The following is a 17,364-nucleotide window of genomic DNA, read 5'->3' as shown; positions in this document are numbered from 1 at the left end:
TTTGATTTTACATTATAAAATTATGAATTCTAAAATGCTTGTCCTTATTGCACTTATTTCGTTCTTGTTTATTTTACCATCCGATGCGCAGGTAAAAATAAAAAAGTTCTGCACTTTAACTTATTACGCTCAAGATTTGCGCACTCCACATATAGATTATGGACAGACCAGAAAATATAGCCCTCTGAAAGATTCTACCTTTGTACACAAGTTGAATCAGGTGGAGTATATGTCTAATTTTATTCAGGTAATGAATTACATAACCGAATTAGGATGGAATTATGAAGGAAATATCTCCGCTAGCCAGGCAAATAGTACAGAAATTAAGATCTTGTTCAGCCGTGACTTTTTTCCTGCTGAATTAACTGAGGGTAAATAGCATATACATTGAGTTTTACTTATGGGATTCTGCTATATTGGCCCCGAAATGATGATTTATTCATTTCATCTTAGTTATAGTTACCCATTTTATGAAGCGTATATTTTTAAGGTTATTAGTTTTTAGTGTTGGAATAAGTGGAGCTGCTGCTCAACAGAAAGGTTTTATAATCAAGGGAGAAATCAAAGGTCTCCACGGCCCTGCAAAAGTGTATCTGGATTCTTATGGAGCCAAAATACTGGATTCAGCAGTTGTCACGGATGGAACCTTTCAATTTAAAGGTATCGCGAAAAAGCCTGGGCTTGCGTACTTAAGTTTAGACCGGTACGGTGTTGGAAAAGATAGTATTGATCTGGAAAATAATACGGATGAACTTGGTCTGTTTTTAGATAATTCTGAAATTATTGTTACTGCTCAGGATTCTTTGATACGTGGAACTGTTACCGGTTCAAAGATCAATGACGCGTATATGGCTTATAACAAGTTTATCGGAGGTACGGTCACAGCTGCTTATAAAAATTACAGGAACAGAATTTCTCCTTATTTATGGAACTCCTATCCTTTTTTTAAAGAGTTTGATGAATACATGCATAAATTCAAGGCGGAGCGCTTTGAAAAACAATTACAATTTATCCATGAAAATCCTCAATCTTACTTCAGTCTGTATGCCCTGACTGATATTCTTGATATGGGGTATGGGAAGAATATGAATAAAACGGGTACTGCTTACAGGTCTATTGATGCAAAATTCAGGAATACCCCAGAAGGACAGCGCATAGGAAGACGTATTCAGGCCATGAGCCAGGGGGCTGTCGGCACGCCTGCACCAGACTTTACTTTATATGATGTAAATGGTAAAGCTGTAAAGTTGTCTTCTTATCGCGGCAATTATGTGGTTCTGTATTTCTGGGTTACAGGTAACGACCTGATCAAAGCGGAAAACTATAAAATGATCAAATCTGCTGAATTGTATAAGGACAAGAAATTTAAGATTATCAGTATCTCTTTAGACCCTGAAAAGAGAAAACAAATCTGGGCAAAAGAAGTGAAAGAAAATAAACTTCCTTGGGTGCAAGTCTGGGGATTGAAATCCGGAGCGCTTATTACTTCAAAGCTTTATGGTACTCAGGGAACTCCTGCGAGTATCGTGATTGATCCTGAAGGAAAGATAGTCGCCAGGGATTTAAATGGTGTCGAATTACAATATCAGCTGGCAGAATATATGAAGTAACAGCTATGTTATTAATGTATAGAAATATTTAATACAGATAACCAATCCTTAATCCTGACTTAACATGTCGCCTCTATATTTGTGGTGTAAATATTTGGTTAGTATTTATCAAGTTTAGGTTTAGTTGATAACAAAATAGCCCGGGTGGATGTCCGGGCTATTTGTTTTTTAAAAGTTTTTACCAATTTTCTCCAGCATCTCTGGTGGGATACTTTGCATATCCACCACGAGGAACCCATCCAGACAATCTGAAAATTTCGGATCTATATTAAAGCAGATAATTTTTGCATTGAGGTTAAGGTACTGTCTCAGCAAAACAGGAATTTTAATATGTGTATTCTCAATATCAGATATCAAGACATCAAGATCTTTTAGTGAATCACTGCTTTCAATCAGCAGGTCTTTATCTATGGCCGACAAGTCAGCCTTGAATTTGTTTCTTGGTCTTACATACTGTCCTAACTCATAATCAAAGTGATTCTTGGTAATGAAATCAACAATCAGTGATTTAGAGAACTTGGAAAAGTTATTACTGATACTAACCGGGCCAAACATGTAGCGGTACTGTGGGTTATCTAAAAGATACTTTAAGATACCTTTCCATAGCAGGAACAGCGGTAATGCTTTTTGCTGGTATTCTTTACGGATCCATGAGCGCCCCAATTCAATTCCTTGTCGCAATACAGGGTAGAAAGGCTCTTTTATCTTAAACAGCTCAGAAAGATAAAATCCTCTTTTGCCTAAAGTATTTAAAATCTCATCCCCTTTACCAATCCGGTAAGCACCAACGATGTTTTTCTGATCTACATCCCAGATAAATAAGTGATGATAGTAAATATCATAATTATCAAGGTCTATCTTTTTATTAGAACCTTCGCCAACTTCTCTGAAAGTTATTTCTCTCAAACGCCCTATTTCCCTTAATACATTTGGAATATTAGCTGACGGGGTAATATATACTTCGTAATTTTTCTCTGTCCATACCCGATAGGCTTCCAGCTGTTCAATTTCCTCCACAATACTTACTCTTGGAGTTTCCTCAATGATTGGTTCCGGAGTCTTCTTGATTTTGAAAAGATTAATTGGATTAAACAATTTCTTTTCCTGTTCTATACTTGTACCAAGGGCATAAGTACGTGCACGAAGAAAATCAAGTAATTTATTGGTGTTGTTGCGGTAAGAAATATCTTCGATATGAATTGGTTTCCCTATTCTGACTTTTATTTTCAGCCCTTGTTTATTCAGGAATTCTGAAGGTAATTTCGCCGTACGTAGCGTAGGATGAATAAAACTCAGGATGTTGAATAATACCCCATTATTACCGTGGAAGTAAATTGGAACTACCGGTACTTTCGCACGGGCTATCAGCTTTCCAACTACAGGGTGCCATAAGCGGTCTGTAATTTCCTGTTTGTCCAGGCTAAAGGTTGAGACTTCACCAGCTGGGAAGATTCCAATAGGAACACCGTTTTGCAACAGATCAAATGTTGCTTTTAATCCGCTGATACTTGAAGAATGCTGTACATTTTCAAAAGGGTTAACGGCAACAAAAAACTCATTTAAGTTAGGGATCTTCTGAAGGATGAAATTCACCATTACTTTGGCTTCCGGGCGCACGGTACATAATAGTTTGACCAATGCAAGTCCTTCTATCCCTCCATAAGGATGATTTGCAATCGCAATAAAACCACCTGTCTTGGGAATATTTCTCAGGTCATCTTCATCGAAATCAATTGACACCCCTATAGTTTCCAGTATTTTATCTACAAACTCCAAACCATTGAAATGCTGATTCTGAGAGAAAACTTTATTAATATCGTTCAATTTCATGACTTCCATCAGTAAATCTGCAAGTCCCGGAACACCGAGTTTATCAATTTTAGTAGCCTTTGCAAATTCTTTGGTTGTTATGATCTTCATATTTGTTTTTAAAAGGGGAGAATTGAGAGCATATCTGGAATAGAGATCTGAATATGTTCCTGAATCAATCTCAAAAATAAGATTTATATTTTTAGAAAAGTTTAAAATTTATCTGATCGGACGTTTAAGCTTCCTTTTTGCGGTCATAATTGCCTCATCTTATTTGAAAATAAGCGAAAGAAGAATTTTATTCTGAAAGTTAACCAGGTTCCTGAATAAGGGAGTACATTGAGCGGAGATGCAAAAGTGGTTAAGTTCATATTTCAATTTCTCCAAGAGAGAGTATAATGGCTTGCTGGCTATGGTTATACTGATCGTATTGATCAGGGCAATTCCCGTTGGCTATAGCTTCTTTTTTCCAGAGCAGGCAGACCCGGAGGCCGAAAGATTGGTCATCAATAAATTAATACTGATGAAATCGGAAAGGGAGAACGCAGTGAGACAGCAGAAGTTGACAACTCCGGCATTTCAATCAGTCTTGTTTAATTTTGACCCTAATCTGATTGATACGGATGATTGGCAGCGGTTAGGTTTATCTGCAAAACAGGCCGGTGTAATGGCGCGGTATAAAAAGAAGGGTGGAAGGTATTTTAAAAAGGAAGATCTGCAGAAGATGTATGTCATCAGTCCGGAAATGTACGAAAGGCTTATACCTTATATAAGCATTGATTTAGAAAAGGAACAGAAACTTCAGCAGCCGAAACCTGAATATCCGGCGAAACGTTATCCTGGACAGCCGAAATTTGTATTTATACCACTGAATAGTGCTGATACTTTGCAATTGATGGAGGTCAGCGGGGTGGGCCCGGCCTTTGCCAGAAGAATTTTCAATTACCGGCAGCGTCTTGGTGGATTTTATAAAAAGGAACAACTGCTGGAAGTATATGGGCTGGATAGTTTAAAGTATGCTGAGATTAAAGATCAGCTCAGTCTGGACGATCAGGCACTGATCAGGATTAACCTCAATACTGCATTGTTTGATGATTTGAAAAATCACCCCTATTTAAAGTATAAACAGGTCAATGCGATCATTCAGTTTCGAAAACAACACGGAAATTATGGTAATATTGCAGACTTAAGAAAGGTGGCCATATTATCTGCTGAAACTATAGAAAAACTGGCCCCTTATATTTCTTTTTAATCATGACAATGGAAACAAAAATAAAACAGATTGTACGCGATGTAAACGATTTCCCGAAACCAGGTATCGTTTTTAAAGACATTACACCAATTTTAAAAGATGCAGTTTTATGCGGCGAAATTACTACAGCCCTGGCCATGCAGCTTTCAGCAGTTAAGGTTGATGTAGTTGCCGGAATTGAAAGCAGAGGTTTTCTGTTTGGAATGGCTTTGGCAAATTTGCTGAATGTTCCTTTTGTGCCGATCAGGAAAGCGGGGAAATTGCCACACAAAACTATCCAGCAATCTTATGACCTGGAGTATGGCAGTGCTACGCTCGAAGTACATGAAGATGCTATTCTGCCAGGACAGCATGTACTGATCCATGATGATCTGTTAGCTACAGGCGGTACTGTGGTTGCTGCTTCTAAACTGATTCAGAAACTGGATGCGGTGGTTGCAGGTTATTCGTTTATCATTGCACTCGATTTTCTAAATGGAAAAGACAGACTAAAAGCGTTTTCTGCAAACAATTTCGCATTAGCTTCTTATTAAGGTGCTAAAATAGTTGAAAAAAAATTGCTGCTGTTTTAGGGCTTCAGTTCTTATGCTATACTGTAAAATGAACTAAATACTGTTTCGTTCTGTTTCCGGGCAAATATTCAACTGCTTGTTTGGTCTTATATTCTCTATACTTGCCGTATTCAAATATAAAACATGCAAGAAACGTTAGCACAAAATACAGGGTTCAATTTTAGTACTTCAGAGAATCAGTTGATGATCAGAAGTATGGTTAAAGATTTCGCGGAAAAGAATATCCGTCCTCATGTAATGGAATGGGACGAAGCACAGACTTTTCCTGTTGAGGTTTTCAAGAAATTGGGTGAGCTGGGAATGATGGGTGTATTAGTGCCTGAAGTTTACGGTGGATCAGGATTCGGTTACCAGGAATATGTAGACGTAATTGTCGAAGTAGCCAAGGTTTGCGGATCTATAGGTTTATCTCTCGCTGCGCACAATTCTTTATGTACAGGTCATATCCTGGCATTTGGAACGGAAGAACAAAAAATGAAGTGGCTGCCTAAACTGGCAACTGCCGAATGGATCGGTGCCTGGGGTTTAACTGAAGCAAATACCGGGTCTGATGCACTGAGGATGATGACTACTGCCACATTGGATGGTGATCATTATGTGTTGAATGGCGCGAAAAACTGGATTACGCATGGTAAGTCGGGTGATATTGCTGTGGTGATGGTAAGAACAGGTGAAAAAGGAGATTCTAAAGGCATTTCTGCAATTGTAGTAGAACGCGGAACTCCGGGCTTTTCAGCTGGTAAAAAAGAAAATAAGTTAGGGATGCGTGCATCTGAGACTACAGAAATGATATTTGATAACTGCCGTGTACCAGTAGCTAATCTACTGGGCAATGTAGGTGAAGGCTTTAAGCAGGCAATGAAAGTGCTGGATGGTGGAAGAATTTCTATTGCTGCATTATCATTGGGTATTGCAAAAGGCGCTTATGAGGCAGCACTGGCTTATGCTCAGGAAAGACATCAGTTCGGACAGCCAATTTCAAGTTTCCAGGCAATCAGTTTTAAACTGGCTGATATGGCTACTGAGATTGAAGCAGCTGAATTGTTAATCAGACAATCTGCCGATTTAAAGAACCGAGGTCAGAAAATGACTAAAGAGTCTGCTATGGCAAAATACTTTGCCTCAGAGGTTGCTGTAAGGGCTGCTACTGAAGCGGTACAGATCTTTGGTGGTTATGGCTATACGAAAGACTTCCCTGTAGAGAAGTTCTACCGTGACAGCAAGTTATGTACGATCGGGGAGGGGACTTCTGAGATTCAGAAAATTGTAATTGCGAGAGAAATCTTAAATAAATAATATCAGCCTAAACCTAAAATAGCTGTTTAAATACAACACGACATATTCTAACCAAATATATTTTACCAATCCAGTAGGCGAAAGCATACTGGATTTTTTTATGCTTGTTTTATAAGGTTTTATGTTCTACCTTTGCAATCCTTAAAACAACGAGAGGAGGTATTTTAACGTTATGATCATAATTAATATTAAAGACGGCGAATCACTTGATAAAGCCCTTAAACGTTTCAAAAAGAAATTTGAAAAAACTGGTGTATTGAGAGAACTACGTAGCCGTCAGGCATACGAGAAAAAATCTGTAGCTCGTCGTACATTAGTTAAGCACGCGATTTATAAAGAAAATATGCACTTAGAAGGAAAGATTTAATTCTTCACCTTTTAGTTTCAAATATTTTAAAGCGCTGCCGGATTTTTCCGGTGGCGCTTTCTTTTTAGGTAGTAATTCCGTACATTGACTTTTATAGGGCTGTTTTAACTTAAAACAGGCACTAAAAGGATAATAATTGTAATTAATGTCAGTAGAATCCTACCTAAACTACCTTCAGCACGAGAAGCGCTATTCTCCACACACTGTACTCGCCTATAGAACGGATTTGGTACAGTTTAATGAATATATTGAACAAACTTATGAGATGGGGCCTGAAGAGGCTAAATATGTACACATCAGGGACTACATCGTTTACCTGATGGAAGATGAGGTTGGAGCCAACTCAATTGGCAGAAAATTATCAAGCCTGCGGGGATTCTATAAATATCTTTATCGCCAGAAAATTATCCTCACCAGTCCAATGTCATTAATCAAAGCTCCTAAAACACCTGAACGGTTACCGGTGTTTATAGAGGAACAGAAGCTGGATCACCTGCTGGACTCAGGAGAGTTCTTTGACGCAACTTTTTCATCTGTTCGTGATAAAATGGTCATCGAAGTACTTTTCGGAACAGGGATGCGCTTAGCAGAGCTTTTAGGTTTGAAAGAAACAGACATTGATTTTTACCAGGAATCTGTCAAGGTTTTGGGAAAAAGAAAAAAAGAAAGAATTATTCCTGTGACCAAACAACTTATTAATCAGCTTAAAGAGTATATTGAGTTGAAATCGTTACAGAAATTTAATAACAAAACGGATGACTTGTTCGTTACTAATAAAGGAACAGCAGTTTACCCGGTCTTTATTTATAAGATTGTAAAAAGTTATTTGACATATATATCCACACAGGATAAAAAAAGTCCCCATGTATTACGGCATTCGTATGCAACAAGCCTGCTGAACAGGGGAGCAGATTTAAATGCGATCAAGGAATTACTTGGACATGCCAGTTTAGCGGCTACCCAGGTATACACGCATAATTCTATAGAAAGATTAAAATCAATATATAAACAGGCCCATCCAAAGGCATAAAAAAAGGAGGACAACATGAAAATTACAGTTCAATCAATCCATTTCAATGCAGATCACAAACTATTAGACTTTATTCAAAAGAAAGTTGACAAGCTTGAACAGTTCCACGACCAGATCATAAGTGGGGAAGTTTATTTAAAATTAGAGAACGTAGATGATGAGGCTAACAAAATAAGTGAGATCAAACTGATGGTTCCTGGTGGAATTTTATTCGCAAAGGAACAATGCAAGTCTTTCGAAGAAGCGACAGATTTGTCAATTGAGTCGTTAAAAAAGCAAATAACAAAACATAAAGAAAAAAACAGAATAAAAGTTTCTGAGCTTAAGGCGGTATTAAATGCCGATGAAGTGTCTGATTATTAGGAATCTATTTTTGGAAATTTTAAATATAAAACCAGCAGAATACAGTCTGCTGGTTTTTTTTTCAAAATAGTTTTGCAACTATAAAAAATTCTTGTAGATTTGCATTCCAATTCGGAACAGGGGTTAACCCATAAAGAGTTGGTTTGTTCTGTGAATGTTTAATAAATAATAATAAGCCTCCTTAGCTCAGCTGGTAGAGCAACTGACTTGTAATCAGTAGGTCATTGGTTCGATCCCGATAGGAGGCTCTTTTAAACCCGCATTTTATATGTGGCGGTTTAGGAGAAATGGGGGGATACCAGAGTGGCCAAATGGGACAGACTGTAACTCTGTTGTCGCGAGACTTCGAAGGTTCGAATCCTTCTCCCCCCACTTTATAATAATAAAAGCGAAAGTAGCTCAGTTGGTAGAGCGATAGCCTTCCAAGCTATAGGTCGCGAGTTCGAACCTCGTCTTTCGCTCTTGATTCAAAGAGCAGTCGGCATAATGGTCACAGTTTAAATGCCGGACCGGTATTGAAGATTGTGAAGAGAATAAAAAAGCCGACGTAGCTCAGCGGTAGAGCACTTCCTTGGTAAGGAAGAGGTCATGGGTTCAAGTCCCATCGTTGGCTCAGGAATAAAGATAAAAAAGCTTTGTTAAATCTGGCATTGTGCCCAGAATGAACAAGGTTTTTTGTATTGAATTGTATCAAAACAATAATTAAAAATAAAAGTTAACCTACTAATAAGTATAAAAACATGGCAAAAGAAAAGTTTGACCGCAGCAAGCCGCACTTAAACATCGGCACTATCGGTCACGTTGACCACGGTAAAACAACCTTAACAGCAGCTATCACTAAAGTGTTATCTGATGCTGGTTTATCTGAGGCGCGTTCATTTGATTCGATTGACTCTGCTCCAGAGGAAAAAGAAAGAGGTATCACTATTAACACTGCACACGTTGAGTATTCAACTGCTAACCGTCACTATGCTCACGTTGACTGTCCAGGTCACGCGGATTACGTGAAAAACATGGTTACAGGTGCAGCGCAAATGGATGGTGCTATTATCGTTGTAGCGGCTACAGATGGTCCTATGCCACAAACTCGTGAGCACATTCTATTGGCTCGTCAGGTAGGTGTACCTTCATTGGTGGTTTTCATGAACAAAGTGGATATGGTTGACGATCCTGAATTACTAGAATTAGTAGAGATGGAAGTTCGTGAATTATTATCTTTCTATGATTTCCCAGGTGATGATATCCCAGTTATTCAAGGTTCTGCTTTAGGTGGATTGAATGGCGATGAGAAATGGGTTGGTAAAATCATGGAATTAATGGATGCTGTAGATAGCTACATTCCAATCCCTCCACGTTTAACTGAACTTCCTTTCTTAATGCCTGTTGAAGATGTATTCTCGATCACTGGTCGTGGTACTGTTGCAACTGGTCGTATTGAGCGTGGTGTAATCAACTCTGGTGATCCAGTTGAGATCTTGGGTATGGGTGCAGAAAATCTTAAATCAACTGTAACAGGTGTTGAGATGTTCCGTAAGATCCTTGATTATGGTGAAGCAGGTGATAACGTAGGTTTATTGTTACGTGGTATTGAGAAAACTGATATCCGTCGTGGTATGGTTATCTGTAAACCAGGTTCTGTAACTCCTCACACTGATTTCAAAGCTGAGATCTATGTATTATCAAAAGCTGAAGGTGGACGTCACACTCCATTCTTTAACAAATACCGTCCACAATTCTATTTCCGTACCACAGACGTTACTGGAGAGATTACTCTTCAAGAAGGAACTGAAATGGTTATGCCAGGTGATAACGTTACAATCAATGTTAAATTGATCAACGCAATCGCAATGGAAAAAGGACTTCGTTTCGCTATCCGTGAAGGTGGTAGAACAGTAGGTGCTGGTCAGGTAACTGAAATTGTAAAATAATTACTTAACCGTCCTTCGGGTCGCTAAGCAATTAAATAATAATACAAAGTGCCCGGACGTTATAGTCTGGGTACTTTGTTCTAAAAATGTTCGATTAACCTTCAGGGGTTGATTCTTATACACGGGAATAGTTCAACGGTAGAATAGAGGTCTCCAAAACCTTTGATCAGGGTTCGAATCCTTGTTCCCGTGCAAAAACTTAGATATGGCTAGCATAGTTCAATTTATTAAAGAATCGTATGAGGAAATGACCCAGAAGGTTACCTGGCCTACATGGGGAGAATTGCAAAATTCTGCAGTGCTGGTTTTGGTAGCTTCGTTTATTATTGCAGTTGTTATTTTTGCAATGGATAAGGGATCTACTTTTGTGTTAGATACTTTTTATAAATCACTTTCTAATTAATAGAACTAAATGAACGATCAGCTAAAATGGTATGTAGTTAGGGCGGTAAGCGGAAAAGAGAAGAAGGTAAAACAATACATCGATTCAGAGATCAGTCGTTTAGGTTTTTCTCATCTTGTTCCGCAGGTATTAATCCCTATGGAAAAATACTACCAGATGAAAGAAGGAAAGAAGATTGCAAAAGAACGCAACTTTTATCCTGGTTATGTTTTGATTGAAGCAACTTTGGACGGTGAGTTAGAACACATTATTAAAAATGTGAACAGCGTAATCGGTTTCTTAGGGGATAAAGGTGGAAACCCGGTTCCAATGCGTCAGGCAGAAGTTAACCGTATCCTGGGTAAAGTAGATGAAATGAGTCAGCAGGGTGAGACTATGAATGTAGCTTACTATGTTGGTGAGAACGTCAAAGTAATGGACGGTCCTTTCAATGGCTTTACTGGTGTGATTGAAGAGGTTAACGAAGAGAAGAAAAAACTAAAAGTAATGGTTAAGATTTTCGGCAGAAAAACTCCGCTGGAGCTTAACTATATGCAAGTAGAAAAAGAGTAGAATAAAGATCTTAAATGTTACATGCTTCCAACATTTTAACATTGAGTATTACAATTAACAAATCAGAAAATGGCAAAAGAAGTCAGTGCGCTTGTTAAATTACAAATCAAAGGAGGAGCTGCAAATCCATCACCACCAGTAGGACCTGCATTAGGTGCTAAAGGTGTTAATATCATGGAATTTTGCAAGCAATTTAATGCTCGTACCCAAGATAAGCCTGGTAAAGTATTACCTGTTGTAATTACTGTTTATGCTGACAAGTCTTTCGAATTTATCATCAAAACCCCGCCGGTTGCTATCCAGTTAAAGGATGCTACTAAATTAGCGAGTGGTTCTGCTGAGCCCAACCGTAAGAAAGTTGGTTCGGTGACTTGGGATCAGGTTAAGTCAATTGCTGAAGATAAAATGACTGATTTAAATGCATTCACTATCGAGTCGGCAATGAGTATGGTTGCCGGTACAGCACGCAGTATGGGAATCACCGTTAGCGGCGATGCACCCTGGACAAATTAATTAACAAAAAACAGTTTACAACAGTGGCTAAATTAACAAAAAATCAAAAAAAGGCACATGCTAAACTAGAATCTGGTAAAACGTATTCTTTACAGGATGCGGCTGCTTTGGTAAAAGAAATCACTACTACTAAATTTGATGCTTCGGTTGATATCGACATCGCTTTAGGTGTTGATCCGCGTAAAGCGAATCAAATGGTACGTGGTATCGCTACTTTACCACACGGTACAGGTAAAACTGTACGTGTATTAGTTCTTTGTAATCCTGATAAGGAAGACGAAGCTAAAGCAGCAGGTGCAGATTTCGTAGGTTTAGACGAATATGTTGCCAAGATTGAAGGTGGATGGACTGATGTTGACATTATTATCACTACTCCTGCTTGTATGGCTAAAGTAGGTAAACTGGGCCGCGTTTTAGGTCCACGTAACCTTATGCCAAACCCAAAATCAGGTACTGTAACTAACGAAGTTGGTAAAGCAGTAACTGACGTAAAAGGCGGTAAGATTGATTTTAAAGTTGACAAAAGTGGTATCATTCATGCTTCGGTAGGAAAAGTATCATTCCCAGCAGAAAAAATATATGAAAATGCATTAGAAGTTCTTCAAGTAATTTCTAAGCTTAAACCATCTGCTGCTAAAGGAACTTATTTTAAGAGCATTCATGTTTCTTCTACAATGAGTCCTGGAATCGCAATCGAAACAAAATCAGTAGCAGGGATCTAATTATGAACAGAGAAGAAAAACACGAAGTAGTTTCGGCTCTTCAAGAGAAGATGCAGGACTTTGGCAATTTTTATATTGCTGATACATCAAGCTTATCTGTTGAGAAAATTAACAACATCCGTCGCAAATGTTTCGAAAGCGGTATTGAAATGCAGGTTGCTAAAAATACTTTGATCAGAAAAGCGATCGAAGGATTGGAAGGCGATAATTCAAGTATTTTTGAAGCATTAAAAGGCCAGTCAGCAATTTTATTCTCAAGAACAGGTAATGGTCCGGCTAAGCTGATCAAAGCCTTGAGAAAAGGATCTGACAAACCACAGTTGAAAGCTGCGTTTATTGACACAGCAATCTATGTTGGAGATAATCATTTAGATTCATTAGTAAGCTTGAAATCAAGAGAAGAGCTTATTGGAGACATCATCGGCTTGCTACAATCGCCAGCTAAAAATGTTATTTCAGCACTTAAATCTAGTGGTGGTAAAATCGCAGGAATTGTTAAAACTCTTCAGGAAAGAGAAGGTTAAGGAACACCTTATAAGTTTCATATTATTATAAATTATTTTTCACGTCAAATTTTAAAAACTCTATAAAATGGCAGATTTAAAAGCGTTTGCTGAGCAATTAGTAAACTTAACAGTAAAAGAAGTTAACGAATTAGCTCAAATCCTTAAAGACGAGTATGGTATCGAACCAGCTGCTGCTGCAGTTGCTGTTGCAGGTCCTGCTGGTGATGCTGCTCCTGCAGCTGAAGAAAAATCTACTTTCGACGTTATCTTGAAAGAAGCTGGTGGTTCTAAATTAGCAGTTGTTAAGTTGGTTAAAGACTTAACTGGATTAGGTTTGAAAGAAGCTAAAGACTTAGTTGACGGTGCACCAAAAGAATTAAAAGCTGGTGTTTCTAAAGACGAAGCTGAAGCTTTGAAAAAACAATTAGAAGAAGCTGGAGCTGTAGTTGAGATTAAGTAATCACTTAATTTTAATATAACTTTAAACATAGACTCCGACTGTACAGTCGGAGTCTATACCTGTTTATATACATTTCATCTAAGTTTGGTTGGTGAGATGTTCACGGCAAACCAAACAAATAGTTTATTCTTAAACTAAATTAACTTTAGTACCTTGGCAAATAAAGTCGACCAAAGAGTAAATTTTGCACGTAGTAAGCACATCATAGATTACCCGGATTTTCTAGATGTACAGTTGCAATCATTCAGAGAATTTTTCCAGATAGAAACTACTTCAGACAACCGTCATACAGAGGGCTTGTTTAAAGTATTTGCTGAAAACTTTCCAATCACTGATTCCAGAAATATTTTCGTTTTGGAATTCCTTGATTATTTTATTGACCCACCACGTTATGATATACCTGAGTGTATTGACCGTGGGTTAACTTATAGTGTTCCCTTAAAGGCAAAGTTGAAATTGTCTTGTAATGATGCGGAGCACGAAGATTTTGAAACTATCATTCAGGATGTATATCTGGGAACTATTCCATATATGACCCCAAAGGGTACATTCGTAATCAACGGTGCAGAGCGTGTAATTGTTTCTCAGTTACACAGGTCTCCAGGTGTGTTCTTCGGCCAGAGCCGTCACACTAACGGAACCAAGCTTTATTCTGCGCGTGTGATTCCTTTCAAAGGATCCTGGATCGAGTTTGCTACTGACGTAAACAATGTCATGTATGCTTATATCGACCGTAAGAAAAAATTCCCGGTTACCACGCTTTTACGTGCAATTGGTTACGATTCTGATAAAGACATCCTTGAATTGTTTGACTTGGCTGATGAGGTTAAGGTTAGCAAATCTGGTTTGAAAAAATATATCGGACGTAAGCTTGCTGCAAGAGTTTTAAGAAAATGGGTTGAAGATTTTGTAGACGAAGATACTGGTGAAGTAGTTTCGATAGATCGTAACGAAGTGATCTTAGACAGGGATACTGTTTTAGAAGACGAGCATATTGATATGATCATTGACGCTGGCGTTAAAACTATTATCTTATCTAAAGATGATGGTGCTAGTCAGGCTGATTATACTATTATATATAATACATTACAAAAAGATACTTCAAACTCTGAAAAAGAGGCTGTTGAAAACATCTATCGTGCTTTGCGTAACGCAGAACCACCTGATGAGGAAACTGCAAGAGGTATCATTGAGCGTTTATTCTTCTCAGACAAACGTTATGACTTAGGAGATGTTGGTCGTTACCGCATCAACCGTAAGTTGAAAATGGATACTCCTGATCACGTTAAAGTATTAACAAAAGCAGATATTATTGCAATTGTCAAATACCTGATCAAATTAATCAACTCCAAAGAAGAGGTCGATGATATTGACCACTTGTCAAACCGTCGTGTACGTACAGTAGGTGAGCAGTTATATGCTCAGTTTGGTGTAGGTCTGGCACGTATGGCACGTACAATTCGTGAGCGGATGAACATTCGTGACAATGAGGTTTTCACACCAACAGATTTGATTAATGCCCGTACTTTATCGTCGGTTATTAACTCATTCTTTGGTACAAACCAGTTGTCACAGTTTATGGACCAGACTAATCCTCTTGCAGAGATTACGCACAAGCGTCGTCTTTCAGCATTAGGCCCAGGTGGTCTTTCCCGTGAAAGAGCTGGTTTCGAGGTGCGTGACGTTCACTATACTCACTACGGCAGGTTGTGTACGATTGAAACACCAGAGGGACCAAACATTGGTTTGATTTCATCTCTTTGTGTACATGCGAAGATCAATACATTAGGATTTATAGAAACTCCATACAAGATCGTAAGAGACGGTATCGTTGCTGTAGATGAAGATGTAATTTATCTTTCTGCAGAAGATGAAGATGGTAAAACTATCGCACAGGCAAACGCTGCTTATGATGATAAAGGTAATTTCACCACTGCACGTGTTAAAGCACGTTACGAGGGTGACTTCCCGATTATTGAGCCTGAGAAATTAGACTTAATGGACGTGGCACCTAATCAGATTACTTCGATTGCTGCTTCATTGATTCCTTTCCTTGAGCATGATGATGCGAACAGGGCCCTGATGGGTTCCAACATGCAACGTCAGGCCGTACCATTGTTACGTCCTGAGGCTCCGATTGTTGGTACTGGTCTGGAAGGTCGTGTTGCACGTGACTCCAGAACATTGATCAATGCTGAAGGTGATGGTGTTGTTGAATATGTAGATGCTAACGAAATTACTATCAAATATGTAAGAAACGATGCAGATCGTTTAGTATCATTTGAAGGTGACAGCAAAACTTATAAATTAATTAAATTCAAGAAAACCAATCAGAATACTTGTATCAACTTAAAACCAATTGTTAAAAAAGGTCAGAAAGTTGTTAAAGGACAAGTACTTTGTGAAGGTTATGCAACTGAAAATGGTGAACTTGCTTTAGGCAGGAACCTTAAAGTGGCGTTCATGCCTTGGCAGGGATACAACTTTGAGGATGCGATTGTAATCAGTGAACGTATTGTTCGTGAAGACATCTTTACTTCATTGCATATTGAAGAATTTGAATTAGAAGTACGTGATACGAAACGTGGAGAAGAGGAATTAACACCAGATATCCCTAACGTTTCTGAAGAAGCTACTAAAGATTTAGATGAAAACGGTATCATTCGTATCGGCGCTGAGGTTAAAGAAGGCGATATCCTGATTGGTAAAATTACACCAAAAGGTGAGTCTGATCCTTCACCGGAAGAGAAATTATTACGCGCTATCTTTGGAGATAAAGCAGGTGATGTGAAAGATGCATCTCTGAAAACTCCACCATCGATCAGAGGTGTTGTAATTGATACTAAATTATTCTCAAGAGCTAAGAAAACTACTAAAGCTGAAGAAAAATCAGCGATAGAGAAATTAGATAAGAGATATAATCTGGCTACAACCAATCTTAAAAATGAGTTGGTTGACAAATTGTTCCAGATTGTAAATGGTAAAACTTCTCAGGGTATTTTCAACGTTTACAAGGAATTATTATTCCCTAAAGGTGCTAAGTTCACTCAAAAAAGTTTAGCTGATCTTGAATTCGCGCACATTAATCCATATAAATGGACTACTGATGACGATAAAAATGATCAGATCAAAATTTTGATCCATAACTATGGTATCCGTGTAAACGAAGAACTGGGTGCATATAAACGTGATAAATTCGCCATCAGTGTTGGTGATGAATTGCCTTCAGGTATTGTGCAAATGGCTAAAGTTTATGTTGCTAAAAAACGTAAACTAAAAGTAGGGGATAAGATGGCTGGTCGTCACGGTAATAAGGGTATTGTTGCCCGTATCGTTCGTGATGAAGATATGCCGTTCCTTGATGATGGAACTCCTGTTGATATCGTGTTGAACCCACTGGGTGTACCTTCACGTATGAACCTTGGACAGATCTACGAAACTGTATTGGCATGGGCCGGTAAAGAATTGGGTGTGAAATTTGCAACTCCGATCTTTGATGGTGCCAAGCATGATGAAGTTGAAGCGTGGATCGCTAAAGCTGGTGTTCCTGCTTCAGGAAGAACCTATTTACATAATGGTTTAACAGGTGAGCGTTTCGACCAGCCAACTACAGTAGGTATTATCTACATGCTGAAATTGGGTCACATGGTTGATGATAAAATGCACGCCCGTTCAATCGGACCATATTCATTAATTACACAACAACCATTGGGTGGTAAAGCTCAATTCGGGGGTCAGCGTTTTGGTGAGATGGAGGTTTGGGCATTAGAAGCATTTGGTGCGGCTAATATTCTACAAGAGATCCTGACTGTGAAGTCTGATGATGTAATTGGTAGAGCCAAAACTTATGAAGCAATTGTAAAAGGCGAAAACCTGCCGACTCCAGGTGTACCGGAATCATTCAATGTACTGGTACATGAGCTGCGCGGATTAGGTTTAGATATTACGTTAGACTAATGTTGAATTTTTTAATGTCGGAAT

The 17,364-nt window shown here is 38.5% G+C and carries 17 protein-coding genes and 5 tRNA genes; 21 read left to right on the top strand and 1 reads right to left on the bottom strand.

Translation table 11 applies throughout. The annotated features are described in order from the left end of the window. Positions 1-22 precede the first annotated feature (22 nt). A complete protein-coding gene (locus tag ABIB30_RS24450; protein WP_354305647.1) occupies positions 23-379 on the top strand; it encodes a hypothetical protein in 357 nt (118 codons plus the stop codon). Between the two features lie 91 nt (positions 380-470). After that, the gene (locus ABIB30_RS24445) at positions 471-1,610 is read left to right on the top strand and encodes a redoxin domain-containing protein (protein ID WP_354305646.1); all 1,140 of its coding nucleotides are present in this window, start codon (positions 471-473) and stop codon (positions 1,608-1,610) included. Positions 1,611-1,778: 168 nt separating this feature from the next. Here the strand turns inward: ABIB30_RS24445 and ABIB30_RS24440 are convergent, their stop codons facing one another. Further along, complete coding sequence (locus ABIB30_RS24440; RefSeq protein ID WP_354305645.1) at positions 1,779-3,530, bottom strand: bifunctional lysophospholipid acyltransferase family protein/GNAT family N-acetyltransferase; 1,752 nt, start codon at positions 3,528-3,530, stop codon at positions 1,779-1,781. Between the two features lie 238 nt (positions 3,531-3,768). Between ABIB30_RS24440 and ABIB30_RS24435 the strand changes: the two genes are divergently transcribed. The 19 genes from ABIB30_RS24435 to rpoB all read left to right on the top strand — a co-directional run bounded on the left by ABIB30_RS24435 (position 3,769) and on the right by rpoB (position 17,340). Beyond that, positions 3,769-4,671 carry a ComEA family DNA-binding protein gene (locus ABIB30_RS24435; protein ID WP_354305644.1) on the top strand — a complete coding sequence of 301 codons (903 nt, stop codon included), beginning with the start codon at positions 3,769-3,771 and terminating at the stop codon, positions 4,669-4,671. A 2-nt stretch (positions 4,672-4,673) separates the two neighbouring features. Further along, complete coding sequence (locus tag ABIB30_RS24430) at positions 4,674-5,204, top strand: adenine phosphoribosyltransferase (protein WP_354305643.1); 531 nt, start codon at positions 4,674-4,676, stop codon at positions 5,202-5,204. Positions 5,205-5,366: 162 nt separating this feature from the next. After that, entirely contained in the window at positions 5,367-6,539 is a 1,173-nt protein-coding gene (locus ABIB30_RS24425; RefSeq protein WP_354305642.1) for an acyl-CoA dehydrogenase family protein, read from the top strand. 172 nt (positions 6,540-6,711) lie between these two features. Beyond that, on the top strand, positions 6,712-6,906 hold the full coding sequence (rpsU, locus tag ABIB30_RS24420) for a 30S ribosomal protein S21 (protein WP_041878250.1): 195 nt from the start codon (positions 6,712-6,714) through the stop codon (positions 6,904-6,906). A 145-nt stretch (positions 6,907-7,051) separates the two neighbouring features. After that, a complete protein-coding gene (locus ABIB30_RS24415) occupies positions 7,052-7,936 on the top strand; it encodes a phage lytic cycle repressor MrpR family protein (protein WP_354305641.1) in 885 nt (294 codons plus the stop codon). Positions 7,937-7,951: 15 nt separating this feature from the next. After that, positions 7,952-8,299: a ribosome hibernation-promoting factor, HPF/YfiA family gene (gene hpf, locus ABIB30_RS24410; RefSeq protein ID WP_041878247.1), complete on the top strand. Its 348-nt coding sequence runs from the start codon at positions 7,952-7,954 to the stop codon at positions 8,297-8,299. 175 nt (positions 8,300-8,474) lie between these two features. Next, positions 8,475-8,547: transfer RNA gene (locus ABIB30_RS24405), tRNA-Thr, on the top strand. A 41-nt stretch (positions 8,548-8,588) separates the two neighbouring features. Then, a tRNA-Tyr gene (locus ABIB30_RS24400) sits at positions 8,589-8,671 on the top strand. 16 nt (positions 8,672-8,687) lie between these two features. Next, positions 8,688-8,760: transfer RNA gene (locus tag ABIB30_RS24395), tRNA-Gly, on the top strand. Between the two features lie 80 nt (positions 8,761-8,840). Next, positions 8,841-8,912 (top strand) — tRNA-Thr (locus ABIB30_RS24390). Between the two features lie 127 nt (positions 8,913-9,039). Continuing rightward, entirely contained in the window at positions 9,040-10,227 is a 1,188-nt protein-coding gene (gene tuf, locus ABIB30_RS24385) for an elongation factor Tu (RefSeq protein WP_068403186.1), read from the top strand. A gap of 121 nt (positions 10,228-10,348) precedes the next feature. Further along, positions 10,349-10,419 (top strand) — tRNA-Trp (locus tag ABIB30_RS24380). Positions 10,420-10,432: 13 nt separating this feature from the next. After that, positions 10,433-10,630, top strand: coding sequence for a preprotein translocase subunit SecE (secE, locus tag ABIB30_RS24375; protein ID WP_068403184.1), 198 nt, complete (start codon positions 10,433-10,435; stop codon positions 10,628-10,630). 9 nt (positions 10,631-10,639) lie between these two features. After that, complete coding sequence (gene nusG, locus ABIB30_RS24370) at positions 10,640-11,182, top strand: transcription termination/antitermination protein NusG (RefSeq protein ID WP_041878241.1); 543 nt, start codon at positions 10,640-10,642, stop codon at positions 11,180-11,182. A gap of 69 nt (positions 11,183-11,251) precedes the next feature. Further along, positions 11,252-11,695, top strand: a complete 444-nt coding sequence (gene rplK / locus ABIB30_RS24365) for a 50S ribosomal protein L11 (protein WP_037443979.1) — start codon at positions 11,252-11,254, stop codon at positions 11,693-11,695. A gap of 23 nt (positions 11,696-11,718) precedes the next feature. After that, positions 11,719-12,417, top strand: a complete 699-nt coding sequence (gene rplA, locus ABIB30_RS24360) for a 50S ribosomal protein L1 (RefSeq protein WP_068403182.1) — start codon at positions 11,719-11,721, stop codon at positions 12,415-12,417. A 2-nt stretch (positions 12,418-12,419) separates the two neighbouring features. Next, the gene (gene rplJ / locus ABIB30_RS24355; protein ID WP_354305639.1) at positions 12,420-12,941 is read left to right on the top strand and encodes a 50S ribosomal protein L10; all 522 of its coding nucleotides are present in this window, start codon (positions 12,420-12,422) and stop codon (positions 12,939-12,941) included. Positions 12,942-13,008: 67 nt separating this feature from the next. Further along, positions 13,009-13,383 carry a 50S ribosomal protein L7/L12 gene (rplL, locus tag ABIB30_RS24350; protein ID WP_183865812.1) on the top strand — a complete coding sequence of 125 codons (375 nt, stop codon included), beginning with the start codon at positions 13,009-13,011 and terminating at the stop codon, positions 13,381-13,383. Positions 13,384-13,536: 153 nt separating this feature from the next. After that, positions 13,537-17,340, top strand: a complete 3,804-nt coding sequence (gene rpoB, locus ABIB30_RS24345; protein WP_354305638.1) for a DNA-directed RNA polymerase subunit beta — start codon at positions 13,537-13,539, stop codon at positions 17,338-17,340. Positions 17,341-17,364: the final 24 nt, after the last annotated feature.

It is taken from the genome of Pedobacter sp. UYP1 (assembly GCF_040547305.1).
GTDB lineage: Bacteria > Bacteroidota > Bacteroidia > Sphingobacteriales > Sphingobacteriaceae > Pedobacter.
Note: the sequence above shows the minus strand (reverse complement) of the source record. Positions and strands in the feature narration are given on the sequence as shown.